At 37.4% G+C, this 17,731-nt stretch carries 18 protein-coding genes; 10 read left to right on the top strand and 8 right to left on the bottom strand.

Annotated features, from left to right (window positions below; all coding sequences use genetic code 11):
- Positions 1 to 77: 77 nt before the first annotated feature.
- Positions 78 to 815 carry a cyclase family protein gene (locus ABC382_RS16925; RefSeq protein ID WP_274794851.1) on the top strand — a complete coding sequence of 246 codons (738 nt, stop codon included), beginning with the start codon at positions 78 to 80 and terminating at the stop codon, positions 813 to 815.
- A 29-nt stretch (positions 816 to 844) separates the two neighbouring features.
- Here the strand turns inward: ABC382_RS16925 and ABC382_RS16920 are convergent, their stop codons facing one another.
- The gene (locus ABC382_RS16920) at positions 845 to 1,441 is read right to left on the bottom strand and encodes a DedA family protein (RefSeq protein WP_274794852.1); all 597 of its coding nucleotides are present in this window, start codon (positions 1,439 to 1,441) and stop codon (positions 845 to 847) included.
- Positions 1,442 to 1,535: 94 nt separating this feature from the next.
- Positions 1,536 to 2,309 carry a Cof-type HAD-IIB family hydrolase gene (locus tag ABC382_RS16915; protein ID WP_274794853.1) on the bottom strand — a complete coding sequence of 258 codons (774 nt, stop codon included), beginning with the start codon at positions 2,307 to 2,309 and terminating at the stop codon, positions 1,536 to 1,538.
- Between the two features lie 336 nt (positions 2,310 to 2,645).
- On the opposite strand from ABC382_RS16915, the gene ABC382_RS16910 reads away from it, so the two are divergent.
- The 3 genes from ABC382_RS16910 to ABC382_RS16900 all read left to right on the top strand — a co-directional run bounded on the left by ABC382_RS16910 (position 2,646) and on the right by ABC382_RS16900 (position 5,269).
- Complete coding sequence (locus ABC382_RS16910; protein ID WP_322610556.1) at positions 2,646 to 3,329, top strand: DUF2225 domain-containing protein; 684 nt, start codon at positions 2,646 to 2,648, stop codon at positions 3,327 to 3,329.
- Between the two features lie 22 nt (positions 3,330 to 3,351).
- On the top strand, positions 3,352 to 3,705 hold the full coding sequence (locus ABC382_RS16905; RefSeq protein WP_274794855.1) for a hypothetical protein: 354 nt from the start codon (positions 3,352 to 3,354) through the stop codon (positions 3,703 to 3,705).
- A gap of 145 nt (positions 3,706 to 3,850) precedes the next feature.
- Positions 3,851 to 5,269, top strand: a complete 1,419-nt coding sequence (locus ABC382_RS16900; protein WP_322610555.1) for an erythromycin esterase family protein — start codon at positions 3,851 to 3,853, stop codon at positions 5,267 to 5,269.
- 47 nt (positions 5,270 to 5,316) lie between these two features.
- Here ABC382_RS16900 and ABC382_RS16895 read toward each other — a convergent pair whose 3' ends face one another.
- From ABC382_RS16895 to ABC382_RS16885, 3 genes are all read right to left on the bottom strand, one after another.
- Positions 5,317 to 6,492 carry a DUF4272 domain-containing protein gene (locus ABC382_RS16895; protein ID WP_274794857.1) on the bottom strand — a complete coding sequence of 392 codons (1,176 nt, stop codon included), beginning with the start codon at positions 6,490 to 6,492 and terminating at the stop codon, positions 5,317 to 5,319.
- 1 nt (position 6,493) lies between these two features.
- A complete protein-coding gene (locus ABC382_RS16890) occupies positions 6,494 to 7,795 on the bottom strand; it encodes an SMI1/KNR4 family protein (protein ID WP_322610554.1) in 1,302 nt (433 codons plus the stop codon).
- Between the two features lie 155 nt (positions 7,796 to 7,950).
- On the bottom strand, positions 7,951 to 8,805 hold the full coding sequence (locus tag ABC382_RS16885; RefSeq protein WP_274794859.1) for a MerR family transcriptional regulator: 855 nt from the start codon (positions 8,803 to 8,805) through the stop codon (positions 7,951 to 7,953).
- 86 nt (positions 8,806 to 8,891) lie between these two features.
- Between ABC382_RS16885 and ABC382_RS16880 the strand changes: the two genes are divergently transcribed.
- Positions 8,892 to 9,359 (top strand): GNAT family N-acetyltransferase, encoded by a 468-nt coding sequence (locus ABC382_RS16880; RefSeq protein ID WP_322610553.1) that lies wholly within the window; start codon positions 8,892 to 8,894, stop codon positions 9,357 to 9,359.
- Positions 9,346 to 10,689, top strand: a complete 1,344-nt coding sequence (locus tag ABC382_RS16875) for an MATE family efflux transporter (protein ID WP_322610552.1) — start codon at positions 9,346 to 9,348, stop codon at positions 10,687 to 10,689. Before ABC382_RS16880 ends, ABC382_RS16875 begins: the two co-directional genes overlap by 14 nt.
- A 233-nt stretch (positions 10,690 to 10,922) precedes the next feature.
- Here ABC382_RS16875 and ABC382_RS16870 read toward each other — a convergent pair whose 3' ends face one another.
- Complete coding sequence (locus ABC382_RS16870) at positions 10,923 to 11,975, bottom strand: AI-2E family transporter (RefSeq protein WP_274794862.1); 1,053 nt, start codon at positions 11,973 to 11,975, stop codon at positions 10,923 to 10,925.
- Between the two features lie 431 nt (positions 11,976 to 12,406).
- Here ABC382_RS16870 and ABC382_RS16865 point away from each other — a divergent pair, with 431 nt between their 5' ends.
- Positions 12,407 to 12,796 (top strand): RidA family protein, encoded by a 390-nt coding sequence (locus ABC382_RS16865; RefSeq protein WP_312506564.1) that lies wholly within the window; start codon positions 12,407 to 12,409, stop codon positions 12,794 to 12,796.
- A gap of 113 nt (positions 12,797 to 12,909) precedes the next feature.
- On the opposite strand, the gene ABC382_RS16860 is transcribed toward ABC382_RS16865, so the two are convergent.
- Positions 12,910 to 13,491: a TetR/AcrR family transcriptional regulator gene (locus ABC382_RS16860; protein WP_274794864.1), complete on the bottom strand. Its 582-nt coding sequence runs from the start codon at positions 13,489 to 13,491 to the stop codon at positions 12,910 to 12,912.
- A 305-nt stretch (positions 13,492 to 13,796) separates the two neighbouring features.
- On the opposite strand from ABC382_RS16860, the gene ABC382_RS16855 reads away from it, so the two are divergent.
- From ABC382_RS16855 to ABC382_RS16845, 3 genes are read left to right on the top strand one after another with little or no spacing between them, the layout of a single operon-like run.
- Complete coding sequence (locus ABC382_RS16855; protein WP_274797393.1) at positions 13,797 to 14,957, top strand: MFS transporter; 1,161 nt, start codon at positions 13,797 to 13,799, stop codon at positions 14,955 to 14,957.
- Between the two features lie 21 nt (positions 14,958 to 14,978).
- The gene (locus ABC382_RS16850) at positions 14,979 to 16,052 is read left to right on the top strand and encodes an LLM class flavin-dependent oxidoreductase (protein ID WP_274794865.1); all 1,074 of its coding nucleotides are present in this window, start codon (positions 14,979 to 14,981) and stop codon (positions 16,050 to 16,052) included.
- A 31-nt stretch (positions 16,053 to 16,083) separates the two neighbouring features.
- Complete coding sequence (locus ABC382_RS16845; protein ID WP_274794866.1) at positions 16,084 to 17,025, top strand: alpha/beta hydrolase; 942 nt, start codon at positions 16,084 to 16,086, stop codon at positions 17,023 to 17,025.
- A gap of 92 nt (positions 17,026 to 17,117) precedes the next feature.
- Here ABC382_RS16845 and ABC382_RS16840 read toward each other — a convergent pair whose 3' ends face one another.
- Entirely contained in the window at positions 17,118 to 17,726 is a 609-nt protein-coding gene (locus ABC382_RS16840) for a flavin reductase family protein (protein ID WP_312506566.1), read from the bottom strand.
- Between the last annotated feature and the right edge of the window lie 5 nt (positions 17,727 to 17,731).

Here is a 17,731-nt window from a genome sequence, read left to right as displayed (position 1 = left end):
CTACCGTTGTTTATTCAGGAGTCCTCTTCTATAGGGGGCTCTTTTTTTACTACTATTTTAAGAAAGCAGGGAAAACGATGCCTAATGAATTATTACAAGCATTACAATTATTAAAATCTAAACAATGGGTCGATTTAACACATACATTCGGCCCTAACTCACCCCATTTTTTCATGTTCGAAGATGCAAAATTTGAAACATTATTCTCTCACGATGATGGGTTCTTTGCACAACAGTTCACTTTCCCTGGTCAATATGGTACGCATATCGACCCACCCATTCATTTTGTGCGAGACACACGGTACCTTGAAGAGCTCGATTTAAAAGAGCTTGTTCTTCCCCTTGTTGTCATTGATAAGTCCGAAGAAGCTGCTAGCAATCATGATTTTTCTTTAAGTGTTCAAGATATACTTGAGTTTGAAGCACAGCACGGAAAAATTGAGGCAGGTACCTTTGTAGCGCTACGTACCGATTGGAGTAAACGTTGGCCAGATAAGGAAGCATTCAGCAATAAAGATGCGGAAGGGTATAACCATATTCCAGGTTGGGGCTTAGAGGCTTTACAATTTTTACTGACGGAACGTAAAGTTAGTGCGATTGGTCACGAAACATTCGATACTGATTCAGCAGCTGATTTTCGTAAAAATGGCAAACTAGATGGTGAATACTTTGTGCTCGAACAAGACACTTATCAAATTGAGTTAATGACTAATTTAGACAAGCTACCTGCAACAGGTGCAATTATTTTTAATATTGTACCTAAACCAGAAAAAGCATCTGGATTCCCTGTTCGCTCCTTTGCTATTTTGCCATAACTTAAAAGTCGGTATAGAGATACCGACTTTTATTTTTGTACATTTCTTTTTTTGAATATAAAGTAAACGACGAACATTAATAGAACAAATAATAGGATGAGATACATACTATAATGGGATAAGTAGTAACCAACAAACCGCCATTTCTCTCCAAGCATTTTCCCTAACGTTATAAATGTGAATGTCCAGATAAATGCTCCTGTATAGGCAAAGAACGCAAACTTTTTATATGGATAATTATTAATAGCCGCAATATACGCTGTTATGTGGCGGACACCAGGGATAAAATAGCCTATTAACAATAAGATAGGTCCAATTTTGGCAAACATTTTTTTCGTAAAATCAATTTTTTGTTCAGTTATATGAATTTTTGGCCCATACTTTTGTAGTAATGGTAAGCCAAATCGATAACCAATATAGTAGCTTAAAGTAATACCTCCAACTGCGCCAATCATGGCACTTACTAATGCAGGGATATGTTCAAGGCTTTCCCGATAAACACTATAACCTACATATGTTAAGAAAACCTCATCAGGAAGTGGCAATCCAACTATACCTCCAATTAGGATTACGATAATGCCAAAATACCCGTAATGTTCAATTAGAGATTGCACGTGATGTGCCATAAACTATCCCACCTAAAAATTTTTTAACTATAAAATATACAGGTTTCATTATAATCAAACTGCGGAAAACAGAAGAAGCAACTTGAAGATTGTTTTAAATTATTTGAAGCTGACGCAAAGCAAAGTCAATACCGCCCTCGGTAGATTTCTTTGTAACAAAATCAGCAACGTTTTTCAAAGCTAAGCTGCCATTTCCCATAGCAATTCCTAATCCTACCAGCTCCAGCATATCCATATCATTATCCCCATCTCCAAAAGCAATGGCATTTTTAGAATCAATGTTAAAATAATCTAGTACTGCTTGAACAGCTATTGACTTGGAAACATCCTGCTGTAGTACATTCACAATATAAGGATGCCATCGCTGCCATAATATATTCGGAAATTGACTAACATATCTTTTTTCTCCCTGTTCATCTGTATATAGACACATGAGAAAAACTTCCTCATTCGTAATTTTTTCATTTATAACCGGAAAATCTCCCAAAGACAATGTTTCCTGCATAGCATGTAAAGCAGCTGGACTTTGTATGCTATTCATCGCTAGCTGCTCTGTAAAAAATGTTAAGCTATGCTGTTGTTCCATTGCAAAAGCCTCAACATTTTGGACAATCTCTTTAGCAATAGGCGTTTTATGTAGGACAAGATCATGATGTTTCACATATGCACCATTTGCCGTAATAAAGGTCTCTATCCCCAACTCTTCCAACTCACGGCACATGGATAAAGGTCTTCCTGTAGCTGCTACAAGGTGAATTCCCTTATTCTTTAATAAATCAATTGCCTGCTTTGTACTTTCTTCTACACAGCCATCCTCATAATTGATGAGTGTGCCGTCTACATCAAAAAACACTATTTTATAGTTCAACTTGAATCATCCTCCAAAACAATACTTTTGAACCACACAAAAAAAATCCCTTTAACGATTACTAATAAAATATTTGTACGTATTTCGACAAACTTTCAACCATCTATATAACTTACATTAACAGCACCGATAAATACTATTAAAGGAACAGTTCTAGTGACAATTAATAAATAATGTAATGATTATTTTTATTTTAATAATTCTAAAGGAGTATACCAAAGAACACAGAATTGTTAAAATAAAAGATAATCATTTAAATATATTGAACGATACTTTTTAACGAATAGATAGAACAAAAGAAATAATTTTCTAAAGCAGGCAAAGGAGTTGATTCTTATGGCATTTAACATTTATTACTACGAAAGTAGTGTAGATTGCAAATTTTGCAAAAGGCATTTTACAACATATAAAGTACGCCCTAATCGATATAAAATCATCGAGGAACAAACAGATTTCATGCCTGTTTATGATGGCCTAAATCCTTTGCTGTATGAGGTCGCTGTATGCCCACATTGTGGCTACGCCTACCACAAATCTATGACAAGGACTTATGGACCGTTCATGCAGCTCATTGATGAACTATACATTAAAGAGCTCCAAAAACCCATGGACATCTGCCAGGAACGTACAATCGATGATGCCATAATCAGTTTTAAGCTTGCTTATTTAGTATCCCGTGCTTCAATGGAAGAATCTCTCTTAATGGCGAATTTCGCATTAAAAATAGGTTGGCTATATCGTTTAAAAAACGATGAAGTATCCGAAAAACGCTACCTTTTTGCAGCAAGAGACTTTTATAGTAAATCCTTTGCATCCAATCAGGAGGGTGGAGAGAGAATTCAGTTTTTACATGCTGAACTAAGCCTCCGACTTGGTGATATGGCGGAAGCCCAAAAAGGCTTCTCTCGCTTAATCGCTGATAGAAATGTCTCGCCAAAATATCGAAAGCTTGCCCGTAATCGTTGGGAAAATTATAAATATGACGAACAACCTATAACAGTTAATGAAACTATTAATTAATGGGACGAGGAGAGGACTTGTAATGTTGCTATTTCATAAGAGAATAGATGTGAGAGAAGAGGATATATTTTCAGAGTTGCATCACTTTCTATTAAGGAAAAATAATCGCTACTTAACAAATGATGAGGTTGTCACTTTAACAGGAGTGTCCTCTGAGCTGCTTTTCAAATGGGTAAAAGCAGGAAAGTTAAAAAAATCAATTTTCCCTAATTTAGGTGCACCTTGTGAACGTTGTGGACAAATTACACAGGCTAAAATTTGTGTGAGCTGCTCCTCCTCCATTGTTGGTACGTTAAAACAAGAAGAAAAAGACCGCGCATGGTTCAATCAAATCCAACGTAACCATGTTAGAGCTAGTACGTACCATTATAAATAGCAATCGAACATCTTCATTAATCGAAGATGTTTTTTCTTTTTAACTGACCCTACCAAATTTAAACAAAATTTAAACTAACTCTTCCTAAGCTTTAAACTAAGCTCTCTATAATTAGTATCAACATAAAGAGAAGGACTGATTATCAATGAAGAAGGCTAGGAAGCATAAAGTTTTATTAAGTTTTGCACTGGCAAGTTTAATGACATTGAACGGCGTAGCAAGTGTCTCTGCAGCTGTTCCTGCAAAAGAGCAACAGGTCAATATAGAAAACAAATCTACAGTTAAACAGGCTAGGACCTCTAATGAAACATTACTTGATTGGAAAAAGTGGGTGAACGATCATGCTTACAGTTTGTCATCCATCCAACCTGAAGTATCGAGTGGAACGAAAATCCCTTCTAATCAATTTGAGGATTTGGAGATGCTTAAGCCGTTATTACACGATAAACGTATTGTTTTTCTAGGAGAGAGCTCTCATGGTGTGGCACAATTCAATCATGTTAAAACACGTTTAATACAATTTTTGCATCAGGAAATGGGCTATAATGTTCTTGCCTTTGAAAGTGGTATGGGTAATGTGATGAACGCCCAAGGGCAAATTGACAAACAAGCAGCTCTACAAACAATGAAGAATTCTATTTTTGGAGTTTGGTGGACGAAAGAAACATTGCCTCTGTTTGACTATGCAAAATCAACTCAAGCAACAGAACAACCACTTATACTTACTGGCTTCGATATTCAACAGCAAGGGGCATTTACGAACGGCGATTGGCTCCAGAATCCTAAGTTAGCTCAACAATTTAGTGAAGCTGAGAAACAACTAGCTGAATGGAGCTCCGGGAAAGATTTAAAGGGCTATCAGCAAGTAAAAGCTACAATCATAGATGTGTATAAACAAGTAAAGTCTCAAATTCAATTGAAAGAAAAAGAATTACAAGCGGCTTATCCAAACGAGTCTCATATTGTCAAACTAATGGAACGTACTGTAACAGATCGCATTCGCTTAGCAGACGAATATGTGGAACTAACGATCCAGTCCAATATTGATATTGAACAAAATAATATTGAAACATTTTTAAAAACAATGGAATGGCGTGATCAATCGATGATGGAGAACTTACTTTGGTTAGCTGAGGAGGTTTATCCAACAGAAAAGTTCATCGTATGGGCACATAACGACCATATTCGTAAGGCACAATCGGAAGTAATGGGTTCCCCTTATCCAGTCAAATTAATGGGGGAACGTTTACCAGAAATCTACAAGAAATATAGCTATGTATTAGGTCTATATATGACTAGCGGAGAGACAGCAAATAATATGGGTGAACCGATGGCTGTTTTACCTCCTATCAAGGGATCTATTGAGGATATACTGTCTTCAACTAGTAAACCTTACACATTCATTGATTTGCGCAACCGCCAGAATGAACGAGGCAACTCATGGATGTTCGAGCCCCGCTTATCTTACAGTTGGGGTATGATACAGGAAAGCTTAGTTCCTCGCGATCAATACGATGGTATACTTTTAATTGATAAGGTGAATAAGCCAACTTATGTGAAATAATTTCATATATTAAAATAGCAAACTAGGCTTCCTAGTTTGCTATTCCTTTAAGTATCCATTGATATAGTATCCCATTCTTCATCTTGATAGCCCATCATCCAGAATAAGCCTCTACGTCTTTCCATCACAACACTTTCATTTAACGATAAAGGAGCTACTTGTCCATTTATTCGACTATCTACACAAGCCCAATGTAATCTGTAGATCTTATCTGCTTCATCTAATATCTCTTCCTTACTGCGCAATACTGTTTGCTTATAAAATTGTTCAAATGTTTCACAACGAGAAACGACCTGTATAGCATATTCACAATCACATACGTCGTCAGGGAAATCTAGCTCTTCCACAAGCCCTAATGCCCAAATGAGTGTCCAATAGGCTTCATACTGCCATGAAATATTGACAGCATCTTGAGGACTGGGATGCTGAGTCTCAAGAAAGAATTTTTCATGCTCTGTTAAAGATTCTTGCACCTCATATGTACGTAACATATTAGTGAAGAATTCTCTAGACTCTTCAATATTTCCATTTTGTGCTACATCACAGGCAAATTGAATAACAATCAACAGGGAAACTGCCCTTTTTGCAATTTCTTCTTGGCTCTTAAAGCGGCAACCTTCTAATGGTGGCAGTTGGGGTAGAGAAGTTGCATATGGGATTTCTTTGTCTGTTAAAAAGGCAATCGTTCTGTTTTTTCGTGTTTCCCCCTGCTCTGATGTCACTTCCTGACTTCTTATCTTCCTTGCACAGGCTTGAGGTCTAAAATTTGCAGGACCTGACTCCCCATTAGAATAAACAATAACGCTACCACTCTGATCCAGTAAAGTGCCATCCGGTAGAAAACCTACACCACCTATGCTTGCTAGCAGTCTTGTAAATAGTTGCATATGGTTTTCCGTTATCTCTTTATCCATTTCGATTGCAATGACTGTATTGAATACAGATATTTGTATCATAACCTGTTCTTTTAAATCTTCATCCTGAAAAGGAATTCTATCGTAATACCCCATCATCCCCGGGATGTTTTGAGTGAAATAATCTGGATTAGTATCTTCAAATAAAACGGTAATAGAACATCTGGATTTTTTGAAAAGCCCTTTGGATTTTACTAAATATCCACTATCACCTCGTTCAATGGTAAAGCCTTTTGCAAATACCTCTGCTATTTTGTCTTGAATATCATCCACATCATTTTTAGACGCAAATATTGTAAAATGATTCAAACTACTCTCTCCTTTGTTGCATAAAGCTTGCCAGTTTCCAATTATCCAAATGATTAAGAACTTGGCTAAACAACTGTCTATTTTTACGAAGAACCTCATGCTCATGCCAATAGGTCAGCAATGGCCGCCATTTTCCCTCGTCAACAATTGTCGTTGGGATTTTGCCTTGCTGCATCATATGCCAAATAGCTCTGATTGAGGTAATCCTCTCTGCCTCACTACCACTCAACCATTCAAGTAATATATCAGCACTAGGCTGTGACTCTGCCAACAGCATATCCCAACCATCGATTGGAAATGCCACATATGGCCTCATCCATTCTATGATGGTTGGATTGTGTAAATGATGTAATCGATGTAAGGCAGTATAAGCATTAATCTTATCCTTTTCCATATCAGATAAAATGAATGCTAAGCCTTCATCTGCTGGCAAACAATGTGCCGTTAAATAATCACGCAACCAGTTGGGAATATCGCTTTTCTCTTGCCAAAGCTCTCTTACCCAATTTTCAGCCTCTTTTGAACATACCTTTATTAGCACTTCACTCCATGCCTTTTGATCTGATGGAGATAGCGCCCGCATAATTTTATGTTGGAGAGCCTGATACACCTTCTCTTTATCAAAATGCAAGAAGGCTTCCTGCACTTGAGCTTCCTTTACGCCATGCATGGAAACATAATGAAGTAACGATTCTAGACTAGCTTTAGCCAATTGTAAATTAGAGCTTAAAAATTGCTTTAGCCATGTTAGCCATATTTGTGAGCTTGTCAGATGAATATCCAAACCATTTTCGCTACAAAATTGTCGGTGTTGCCCACAATCTACCCCAATACATCCTAAAGCTGTCATACTGTCAACATATGTATGAAAGCTGTCGGCAAGGAAATCAAATTCATCCTCTTCATGACTCCAATACCAAATCGATTCATCCTCTAGCTTGATAAGAAGCGCATCCCCATTACCTGCAGTAAAAAATTGTACGTATTGTTGTTCAAGATTTTTATCATCCCCGCCAAAGTATGGGAAATCTAAGTCTTTCAAGCTCCAGCCAAACTCACCTGATGGCGTATCAATCAGTTCGTTTGGCAAGATAGCCTCATCTGGCAACGACCAATAGATACTCACTTGTTGTGAGCTGGTTTGCATTGCTTGACGGAACTTCTTAGGAAGTTGTATACCAAGCCTTGACTCTACCTTGCGTAAATCTTGTTCACTAGCGACAGGTTGTACTTCAATTGGATGTACAAAGGCACCTTGTTGCTTCAGCTGTTTCATCAAAAAATTCCAACGCTCAATCCACATTGTTGCTCATCTCCACATCGTGCTCAAATTTCCGTCTTTTTTATTTCTATCGTCAGGAAATCATTTACTAATGAGGTTAATTTTTAATTTAACTACAAAATACTCTTATTTTACTGACATCAAAGCATCCAAGTATGATAAATTACTCAACCAATTTAGTTCGTTCTTCTTAAGCTGTGTTTACTTAATTTTTTTACCTCCATCATAATCTTTGTCACATATTCTTCCTCTCGATTTTTAATAACGGCATCATAAATATATTCCTCATAAACGTATTGACCTAATTCATAGCCCTTTTCATGCATGACATTAAATAATCGTGTATATGTCTCTCCAAGCTTCGCAGAAGGTCCTACATGATAACCAATAACAAATTCACCCTCAATTGCTTTAAAATAAGGATGTCCTTCTCTTGGATTAGGTTGTTCAATATATAGATAGCTATAATTATCGTAATTTCCAGCTAAAACCTGCTCTCTCCTTGTCATTCCACCGATTGGATAACCTGTATCCAATTGAGAACGATCTAACTCCTCGATAAAATCCGATACAGCCTTTACAAACTGCTCTTCTGTAGAATCTTCGATATTTTTACTTAGATATAGTGTTTCTTCAGGAAAATATTCAATTGTAATATCGTCAAAGTTAAGGTGAAGTGCTTCCTCGTTTGTTTTAATTTTGACATCAATGATATTTTCAATCATTTCTAGCTCTCGACGTTTCTTTGCTACGATTTCCTTTTGCTGATGCATTAATTCTAAAAAATTTTCTGGGGATTTCTCCGCCATATATTGCTGAATATCCTTTAATGACATACCAACTGCCTTTAATAATTCAATGACACCAAAAAAATCATATTGTGCAAGTGAATAATAACGATAATCTTTACTATCTTTCATGATGGGAGATAACAAACCAATTTGATCATAATAAATTAATGTTTGTTTATTAACCTTACATATTTTGGCAAATTCACCCGTTGTAAAATATTTTACATTTTTATTAAGCATTTTTTGAGTTTCCTCCCTTGACTATATAGTTACTATATACTTTAAATTGTACCTATTCACAATAAAAATAGAAAGGTTTTGACATTATGTTCACGGAGATTCGTGACATTACAGCTTTTAACAAGCAAGAAATATTAGCATTACGTATCGCTGATAATCAGCAACATTTTATTGAATCAACAGACCAATGCTTAGCAGAGGCAGAATTGGATCAACGCTTTGCCCCCTTAGGTCTGTATAAAGATAACATCGCAATCGGCTTCGCTATGTATGGTCTATTCCCCCACGAAGATCACAGTCAGCGTGTATGGCTAGATCGCTATTTAATTGATGAACGCTATCAACAGCAAGGATTAGGTAAACATTTTTTACAGCAACTTATTCAATACTTAGCGGTAAAGTTCAACTGTCGCCAAATCTATTTAAGTGTGTATGAAAATAACGCTGTAGCCATTCAACTATATAAACAATTTGGTTTTATGTTTAATGGTGAACTAGATGACAAAGGAGAAAAAGTAATGGTGCTGGAGGTATATGGACATGACAACCATTAATCCAATTGAAACAAGACCACTAAAACCATTGTTTTTATCGTACTTATTTCCAGCAATGATTGGTATGCTGTTGATGTCTGTTAATATTTTGGTGGATGGTATTTTCGTTAGTCATGGCGTGGGACCATCAGCATTAGCAGGGGTTAATATTGCCGTCCCCATTTTCTCAATTTTGCTATCGATTTCTCTGTGGATCGGTATGGGAGGAGCTACACTTTACTCGATTTCTCTTGGGGAGGGGAATAAACAACGAGCCCACCAACTCTTTACATTGGCGTTCACTACGATGCTAATGGTCGTGATCACGATTATTGGACTTCTTGCGTTCAATCTAAAGGAGATTTCCTATATATTTGGAGCAAGCGACGTTACATTTCCATATGTGCAACAATACCTACACGTCATTTTACTCTTTGGTGTGTTTTACACGATTGAAAATCTATTAAGTATTTTCATTCGAAACGATGGTAACCCGAGACTTGCTATGCTTGGCTTAATAACGACGTCAGTATTAAATATTATCTTAAATTATGTCTTTATCTTTGTACTAAATTATGGTGTCACAGGCTGTGCCTTAGCAACAGCCATAGCTACTATTATAGGTACGTCTGTACTATGTCTCCATTTTTCCCGCCCACAATCTGAATTAAAGTTTGTCCCTTCATTTTTTAATCTGTCAGATTTAAGAAAAATTTTTGCTATTGGACTACCTAGCTTTATCGTAGAAGCTTCGGTAGCTGTTATCGTTATTTTATATAATGTGACCTTCTTACACTATTTAGGGGCAAATGGCGTTACAGCCTATGCCATGGTCAACTATATCCATACTGTATTATTAACAATTTTCCTTGGGATCGGTATGGCCCTTCAACCATTAGTTAGTTATCATCATGGGGCAAGATTAATAGAAAGATTAGTAGCATTATTAAAAATCGGCTTAGCTACTGCTTTTATTTTAGGGTTAACGACAGCACTTATTGCCATGTTATTCCCTTCGCAGTTAATGGCATTATTCGGAGATAGCTCATTTGAAATTCGTAGCATGGCTGCTCAAGGCTTTATTCACTTTGCCATTGGCTATGTATTTTTAGGTATTAATATGGTGCTCGCAGAATTCTTTCAATCTATAGAGAAAATTCGAATTGCTACAACCATTATGTTACTACGTAGTATTATTTTATTTATACCGACACTTATCCTATTGCCTAAATTCCTTGGCCCACAGGCAATATGGTGGACCTTTCCAGTAGCGGAGGGAATTACAGCCTGCCTTATTTACTGGTACATTAAGAAAAATCCACGGACGATTTCAACTTCCGAAATGCTTTAATAGAAAGAGACCTCACGAGATCTCTTTCTGTTTCTCTTAACAAAATTGCATTTTCAGAGTACCCTTCCCATCTTCCACTACAACTTCACCTACTGCTCCATTAACTAAAATTAATTGGGGTGGTACATGGCCAATATCTACATCAGACTTGTTGATCTTTTATCAATTTAAATCCCCCCTTGAACATTAAATAAGGAACCATCTTGTATATGTGGATGATTCCTTTGTTAGATCTATTCTATTTGTTTCTCATTGGGTACCACTACTGCTTTCTTGTGAGGATCTTCCGAGGATGTTACCCCCAGAATATCAAGAAGGAACATAAATAGTGGAATACCTATAATCAATCCCCATACACCAAGGAAATGCTCTGAGAAGAGAATGACCATGAATGTGTAGAAAATCGGTAAATCAGTCTTTGCGGACATTAGCTTTGGATTTAAAAAATAGGCTTCAATAGCATGTAATACCATGACAATCACTAATATATAGACAATATACATCAAACCACCGATACTATAGGCAATAATACTTAGTGGAATTAATGAAATGATGACACCTGCAACTGGTACTAAGCCTAAAATGAAGAGCATGATACCAAGGGCAATCAAATGTGGGAAGCCCATAATAGAAAGGGCAATTACTGATAGCACACAGTTAACCGCTGCAATAATGAACTGTGCCTCAATTACTTTACCAAATGAGCGAATGAATATTCTTGAGAAATAATGAAGTTCATCATAAAGTGGTCCAACCTTACTATCCTTAAACTTTGCTGTGAACTCAATAATGCGCTTCTTTTCTAACAGAATGAACAAACTCAATATAAGTGAAATCAATATTTGCATAATGATTTTACCAATATTCGTAATATTTTTAAGAGTTAAATCTACACCTTGCTCTAAATATTTCCCAAGTTCAATTTTCTCAAAGGTAGGAGCTAAGTACCTAGCAATTTCATTATCATCTGGATCGAGATTAAAGCTCGCAATTAGATCAAAAAGCTGTGTAATTTGTTGGGTCACAATCGGCAAATATTTGTATATCACTGCAACTATACCTGCAACAAGTAAAAGGTATAACGTTACCGTAACAGCTTTTTCATTCATCGGTACATATTTTTTAATACCCTTCGTCGTCTTCGTAGTAAGCTGATTCATCAAATAGGTAATAATAAACGTTAGCAGAATTAGATTGATCATACTACGCATTAAATATAAGGCAATAGCAATACCAACTAGAATTATAAAACGTTTAAATCCATTACTCCGAAAGAAATTAGTCATTTATTCACTCCTTCTACAAAACGGCCTCGCTGTTTCTGCTACCTAGGGCTACACTATCAACTAAACACAATAAAAAATTGAATTATAACAATACGCATCATTCTTATGTAAAAATTTCCCTCTTATTAATTAAGTATAGCCAGCTACCTTCAAAATAAGACGAAATTTATGTTTCTAAAGAAGTGTCTATATAAAACCTAAGGCGTGGGTGAATTGTATGTCTTGTCAAATTAAAATGTCAATACTTTTATCCTTTGTGAAAGCTTTATCAGCGTATAAGCCTACATTCTATGAATCTATTATAACCCTTTATAACAGCATATCCAATTTGTATGTTCTTTTATAATGGTATTTGTAAGAATCTTTTAATTACCGATACCTTATGTTAACTTGATTAAAAGTACAATTTAGAAAAAGATAGGACTGATTCCATGAAAATTTCAAGAAACCCTGAGAATATTCATCAACCCGTCGCTCCTTATGTCCATCAAATCGAAGTCACTGGTCCACATAGATGGTTAACCTTATCTGGACAAATTGGCATGCAACCAGATGGAACTATACCTGAAGACGCGGTAGCTCAATTGAAGTTAGCGCTAGAAAATATTAGAAAAAATTTAGAAAATGCTAATATGGAGGTTCGTGATATTACAAAGCTCGTATTTTATTTAGTAGGAGATATGGAAGCTAGTCAACGAAAGGAAATAATAGGTGATTTTTTGGGAGATCATCTACCTTGCATGACATTAATTTACGTAGTAGCACTGGCTACTCCTTCCTTAAAGGTTGAGATAGACACATGGGCTTGTAAGGAATTATAAAATCATTCTATGTTAGATTTTAATAAAGTGTGCAGTTTTATGTATTCCCCCAAGTACCCCTTTACCACTCCTAAAGGGGCACCGCTTCTTCTGCCATTCCTTCATACATTGTTTTATTTAAGTAATGTAAGAGTCGTTGCAATTGCATTGTCAACAAATGATCTTTGGGGCTGTGATTTCAGCATGACCGTTAACCCTATTAACGCAACAATTAAAGCTTGTGCTAATGATTTGGCATCTGTGTCAGCATCCAACTCACCAGTCTGGATTCCTCGTTCTATCGTCTCTTGAAAAATGACAGCTAAATAAAGTTGATGCTCTCTAGTCAAGATTTCAAATCTTTCATCATGAGGTGCCAGTTCTACCATTGTATTTATACAAAAACACCCCTTACTAATATCACCTGTATATTCTCCAGCAATTACATCTTCGAAAAAAATAGTAAATGCCTTTTTTACAGATGAATGACTTTGAAGTCTTGCTCGTATATCAGCCGCTCGAGATGTCGTATATTTACGAAGTGCTGCTTCAAATAGCTCCCTTTTATCCCCAAAGGTTGAATAAATACTAGGACGCTGAATCTCCATTCTAGCAGTAAGATCACTTAAAGAAGTCGCTTCATATCCCTTTTCCCAGAATAATTGCATAGCAGCTTCTAATACCTTTTCCTCATCAAATTCACGGGTTCTTGCCATTCAAATTTCACCTCCGTTATTTAAGGATTCGAGAGTAGGTCTTATATTTTTAAATACCAAACAGTATGTATTTATTGTATTACCTATTGTTATTATTGTCAATTTCCACTTTATAAATCAAACCATTTATACATTATTTTTAACAAACCTTGACATGATAAATACAACTAAGATATATTTACCAATAATTATATTATACCGAACGGTATGTTATGATGACAATTCATTATGAAAGGAGAATATACAGCGTGGACTATAATCCAAAACCACAAAAAGATGCACCCTCTTTAAGTCAACAACCTACGATGTCTCAAGCTGTAACATTATTATTTGCAACCGCCTGCGGAATGTCTGTCGCCAATATTTATTTTGCACAGCCGTTGCTTGATCAACTAGCTCTAGAGTTTGCTATTGATCATTCGATTATTGGTTTGATTATTACTATCACGCAAATTTTTTATGGTCTAGGCTTACTACTTCTAGTGCCACTTGGAGATTTACTAAACCAACGACGCTTGATTATTGGTCAAATGCTATTATCCACCGTGGCTTTGTTTATAGTCGGTACTGCCTCCTATATTGTAGTGCTATTCGCTGGTATGGCCCTAGTTGGTTTACTTGCCGTTGTGACACAGACACTGGTGGCATTTGCAGCAACCATGGCTTCTTCTACAAATCGTGGTCGTGTCGTTGGCATTGTCACAAGTGGCATCGTCATAGGTATACTGCTTGCTCGAACCTTTGCTGGTCTATTAACAGATCTTGCAGGCTGGCGTTCTGTCTATCTTGTCTCTGCCACCCTCATGCTTTTAATGGTCAGTCTGTTTCTCAAAGTGTTACCAAGAGTAGAGCGTGAAGTAAAATCACTATCTTATTGGCAGCTAATTAGCTCCGTGTTTACGCTGTTTATTCAAGAAAGAACATTACGTATTCGCTCTGTTGTAGCCATGCTAATTTTTGCTGATTTCAGTATTTTGTGGACGCCACTTGTTCTGCCACTTAGTGCGCCACCATTAGCTCTTTCACACAGTGTCATTGGAGCATTTGGCCTTGTTGGAGTGGCTGGTGCTTTAGCGGCTGCAAAGGCAGGGAAATTAGCAGATCAAGGTTTTGGACAAAAAACGACAGGTATTGCTTTAATGCTTTTACTCATTTCATGGTTGTTTATCAACTATTTAGAACAGTCGTTATGGGCATTAATTGTAGGTATCGTGTTGCTTGATTTGGCTGTACAGGCAGTTCATGTCACAAACCAGGCGATGATTCTTCCATTGCTTAGCGAAGCCCGCAGCCGTCTTACCGCTGGCTATATGGTGTTCTATTCTATCGGAAGCGCTGGCGGTTCAATCGCTTCTACACAGACGTATGCACTCTTCGGCTGGAAAGGCGTTTGCTTGCTTGGAGCTTCTATTAGCACGATCGCCCTCCTTTTTTGGGTAACGACAAAACGATTTACAAATTATTAATTTGATTAGGAGATATACAAAATGGAAATAGGAATTACTTCTTTCGTAGAAACAAAACCAGACATTCACAGTGGTGAAGTAATTAGTCATGCCCAGCGTTTACGTGAAGTAGTAGAAGAGATGATTCTTGCAGATCAAGTAGGATTAGATGTCTTTGGCATTGGCGAGCATCATCGAGAAGATTATGCCGCATCCTCTCCAGCAATGGTGCTATCTGCTGCTGCTTCTCAAACGAAAAACATTCGACTCACAAGTGCCGTAACTGTCCTTTCTTCGGCTGATCCTGTGCGTGTCTTTCAGGATTTTTCCACATTGGATGGACTATCGAATGGACGTGCAGAAATCATGGCAGGTCGTGGTTCCTTTATCGAATCCTTCCCCTTATTTGGCTACGATTTACATGATTACGATGAACTATTTGAGGAACATTTAGACTTACTACTTAACATTCGACAGTCCGAGAAAGTAGTTTGGGAAGGTAGACATCGACCAGCAATCAATAATTTAGGTGTGTATCCTAGACCAGTTCAGGAGTCTCTTCCAATCTGGGTGGCTAGCGGAGGAAATCAACAATCTGCTATGCGTGCTGGCCTTTTAGGATTACCGCTTATGCTAGCCATTATTGGTGGCAGCCCAATGCAGTTTGCACCGATTGTACAGCTGTATAAAAAGGCCGCGCTTCATGCAGGTCATGATTTATCAAAACTTCAAGTAGGTTCTCATTCAATAGGTTTTGTTGGGCCGAATAGGGAATGGGCAGCAGACACATTTTTCCCATCAACAATGGCTGGTATGAATAAATTAGGCAAAGAAAGAGGATGGCCTTATTATGATCGTTCTAGTTATGATGCTGCACGAAGTTTTGACGGAGCATTATATGTCGGAGATCCAGATACTGTTGCTGAAAAAATTATTCACCTTCGTAAACACGTCGGAATTACACGCTTTATGCTATACGTGCCATTAAGTACAATGCCACATGATCAAGTCATGCAAGCTATAGAACTACTTGGAACAGAAGTTGCCCCTCGTGTACGTGAGGAAGTCGCCAAATGGGAAGCTGAAATGGCTCTAGAAGGAGAGCCATTTCTTTAAGACTTCATTATTCAACAGGAGGAGTTTATTTATGACCATTATTAACCGAGTCTTACCAGAATTAAGGCAGGCTTACACAGAATTTCCTGGCTTTCGATTGGAGGAGGATTTAACTTGGAGTCGAAGTCTCCTGTCCCATCCACCTTCGAAAAGATCAGAACATGTACTTACTAGCAACCGGATGATTCCTAGAGATGACGGGAGCGAAATGTTGGTTAAAATCTATGAACCAGCTAAACGGAAGCAGGATAAACTTCCAGCTATGCTTTGGATACACGGTGGTGGCTTTGTCATGGGACACCCTGATATGGATGATGTTTTATGCGAACGCTTTGTTCAAGCAGCTAACTGCGTTGTCGTATCCATCGATTACCGACTGGCACCTGAACATCCTTATCCAGCAGCAATTGAAGATTGTTATGCTGGATTAGTTTGGATGACTAATAAGGAGCAATCACTTGGTATCGATGTCAGACGGGTGGCAATTGCTGGTGCAAGCGGTGGTGGAGGATTAACAGTAGCACTAGCATTAATGGCTCGCGATAAAGGAGGACCATCAATTATATTCCAGATGCCACTGTATCCGATGCTTGATAACCGAAACGAAACACATTCTAGCTATGAGATCATTGATGATCATGCAACATGGAATAGAACAAATAATATGACTGCCTGGCGTATGTATTTAGGAGAGGAAGAGAACATTAATGCCCTTTCTCCGTATGCAGTCCCTTCAAGAGCCGAAAACTTAGCAGGATTACCGCCAACCTATATATGTATTGGTCAACTTGATTTATTTCGTGATGAAACCCTTGATTATGTAACACGTCTTGCACAGGCAGGAGTTGAGGTTGAATTCCACCTCTACCCTGGCAGTTACCATTGTTTTGAGGTCTTTGTGCCAGAAGCGAAAATAAGTCAGCTGGCTATTCAGAACTATTTAGATGCCATGGCACGCGCACTCAATATTTGATTAGTCATTTCGCCTTCTAATCACCCATGAATCAAGAGATATAAAAATGCGAAAATGTTGATAACACAACATTTTCGCATTTATTTGTTCATCTATTGTGGACGTTCTATCGAGAAAATCTCGCCAACTTTAGCATAGTTTGATCCCGCAAGCCTGCTAACAGCATTTAGTTTTCTTGGATCGATTCTTCCTTCATGATAAATTGCTTCATCTATATGAAATTGAACAACTTCTCCAATAAATAAATCTCCTGTCTGTTCCTCCCCATTCATCAAAGGAACGGATTGTACTAGGCGACACTCCATACGAATCTTTGCTTCTCGAATGCCAGGAACGGCAATTTGTTGACTATCGACTAATGTAAAATTTGTTCGTGCAAGTTCGCTTTCTGTAACAGGCAATGAAGCTGCTGTTTCATTCACCTGCTCTACATTATCTTCATCGACAATATGAACTACAAATTGTTGCTGATGATGGATATGTCGAGCTGTGTCCTTTAAACGTCCATTTGGTCTTTGGATCGCTAAAGAAATCATCGGTGGATTGGATGACACGATATTAAAGTAACTAAATGGTGCTCCATTGATAACCCCTTGCTCTGACTTCGTCGTTACAAACGCGATTGGTCTTGGAATAATACTTCCAATCAATAACTTATAGTTTTCGCGCTCTGAATTATTCTTAGGATCAATCAAAATCAAGCGAC

This window comes from Lysinibacillus phoenicis, assembly GCF_047238325.1.
Taxonomy (GTDB): Bacteria; Bacillota; Bacilli; order Bacillales_A; family Planococcaceae; genus Lysinibacillus; species Lysinibacillus irui.
This window is presented reverse-complemented; position numbering and strand designations above follow the sequence as displayed.

Coding starts and splice junctions, on each gene's coding strand:
- ABC382_RS16925 (WP_274794851.1), top strand. CDS start 78: ATGCCTAATGAATTATTACAAGCATTACAATTATTAAAATCTAAACAA.
- ABC382_RS16920 (WP_274794852.1), bottom strand. CDS start 1,441: ATGGCACATCACGTGCAATCTCTAATTGAACATTACGGGTATTTTGGC.
- ABC382_RS16910 (WP_322610556.1), top strand. CDS start 2,646: ATGGCATTTAACATTTATTACTACGAAAGTAGTGTAGATTGCAAATTT.
- ABC382_RS16905 (WP_274794855.1), top strand. CDS start 3,352: ATGTTGCTATTTCATAAGAGAATAGATGTGAGAGAAGAGGATATATTT.
- ABC382_RS16900 (WP_322610555.1), top strand. CDS start 3,851: ATGAAGAAGGCTAGGAAGCATAAAGTTTTATTAAGTTTTGCACTGGCA.
- ABC382_RS16890 (WP_322610554.1), bottom strand. CDS start 7,795: ATGTGGATTGAGCGTTGGAATTTTTTGATGAAACAGCTGAAGCAACAA.
- ABC382_RS16885 (WP_274794859.1), bottom strand. CDS start 8,805: ATGCTTAATAAAAATGTAAAATATTTTACAACGGGTGAATTTGCCAAA.
- ABC382_RS16880 (WP_322610553.1), top strand. CDS start 8,892: ATGTTCACGGAGATTCGTGACATTACAGCTTTTAACAAGCAAGAAATA.
- ABC382_RS16875 (WP_322610552.1), top strand. CDS start 9,346: ATGACAACCATTAATCCAATTGAAACAAGACCACTAAAACCATTGTTT.
- ABC382_RS16870 (WP_274794862.1), bottom strand. CDS start 11,975: ATGACTAATTTCTTTCGGAGTAATGGATTTAAACGTTTTATAATTCTA.
- ABC382_RS16865 (WP_312506564.1), top strand. CDS start 12,407: ATGAAAATTTCAAGAAACCCTGAGAATATTCATCAACCCGTCGCTCCT.
- ABC382_RS16860 (WP_274794864.1), bottom strand. CDS start 13,491: ATGGCAAGAACCCGTGAATTTGATGAGGAAAAGGTATTAGAAGCTGCT.
- ABC382_RS16855 (WP_274797393.1), top strand. CDS start 13,797: ATGTCTCAAGCTGTAACATTATTATTTGCAACCGCCTGCGGAATGTCT.
- ABC382_RS16850 (WP_274794865.1), top strand. CDS start 14,979: ATGGAAATAGGAATTACTTCTTTCGTAGAAACAAAACCAGACATTCAC.
- ABC382_RS16845 (WP_274794866.1), top strand. CDS start 16,084: ATGACCATTATTAACCGAGTCTTACCAGAATTAAGGCAGGCTTACACA.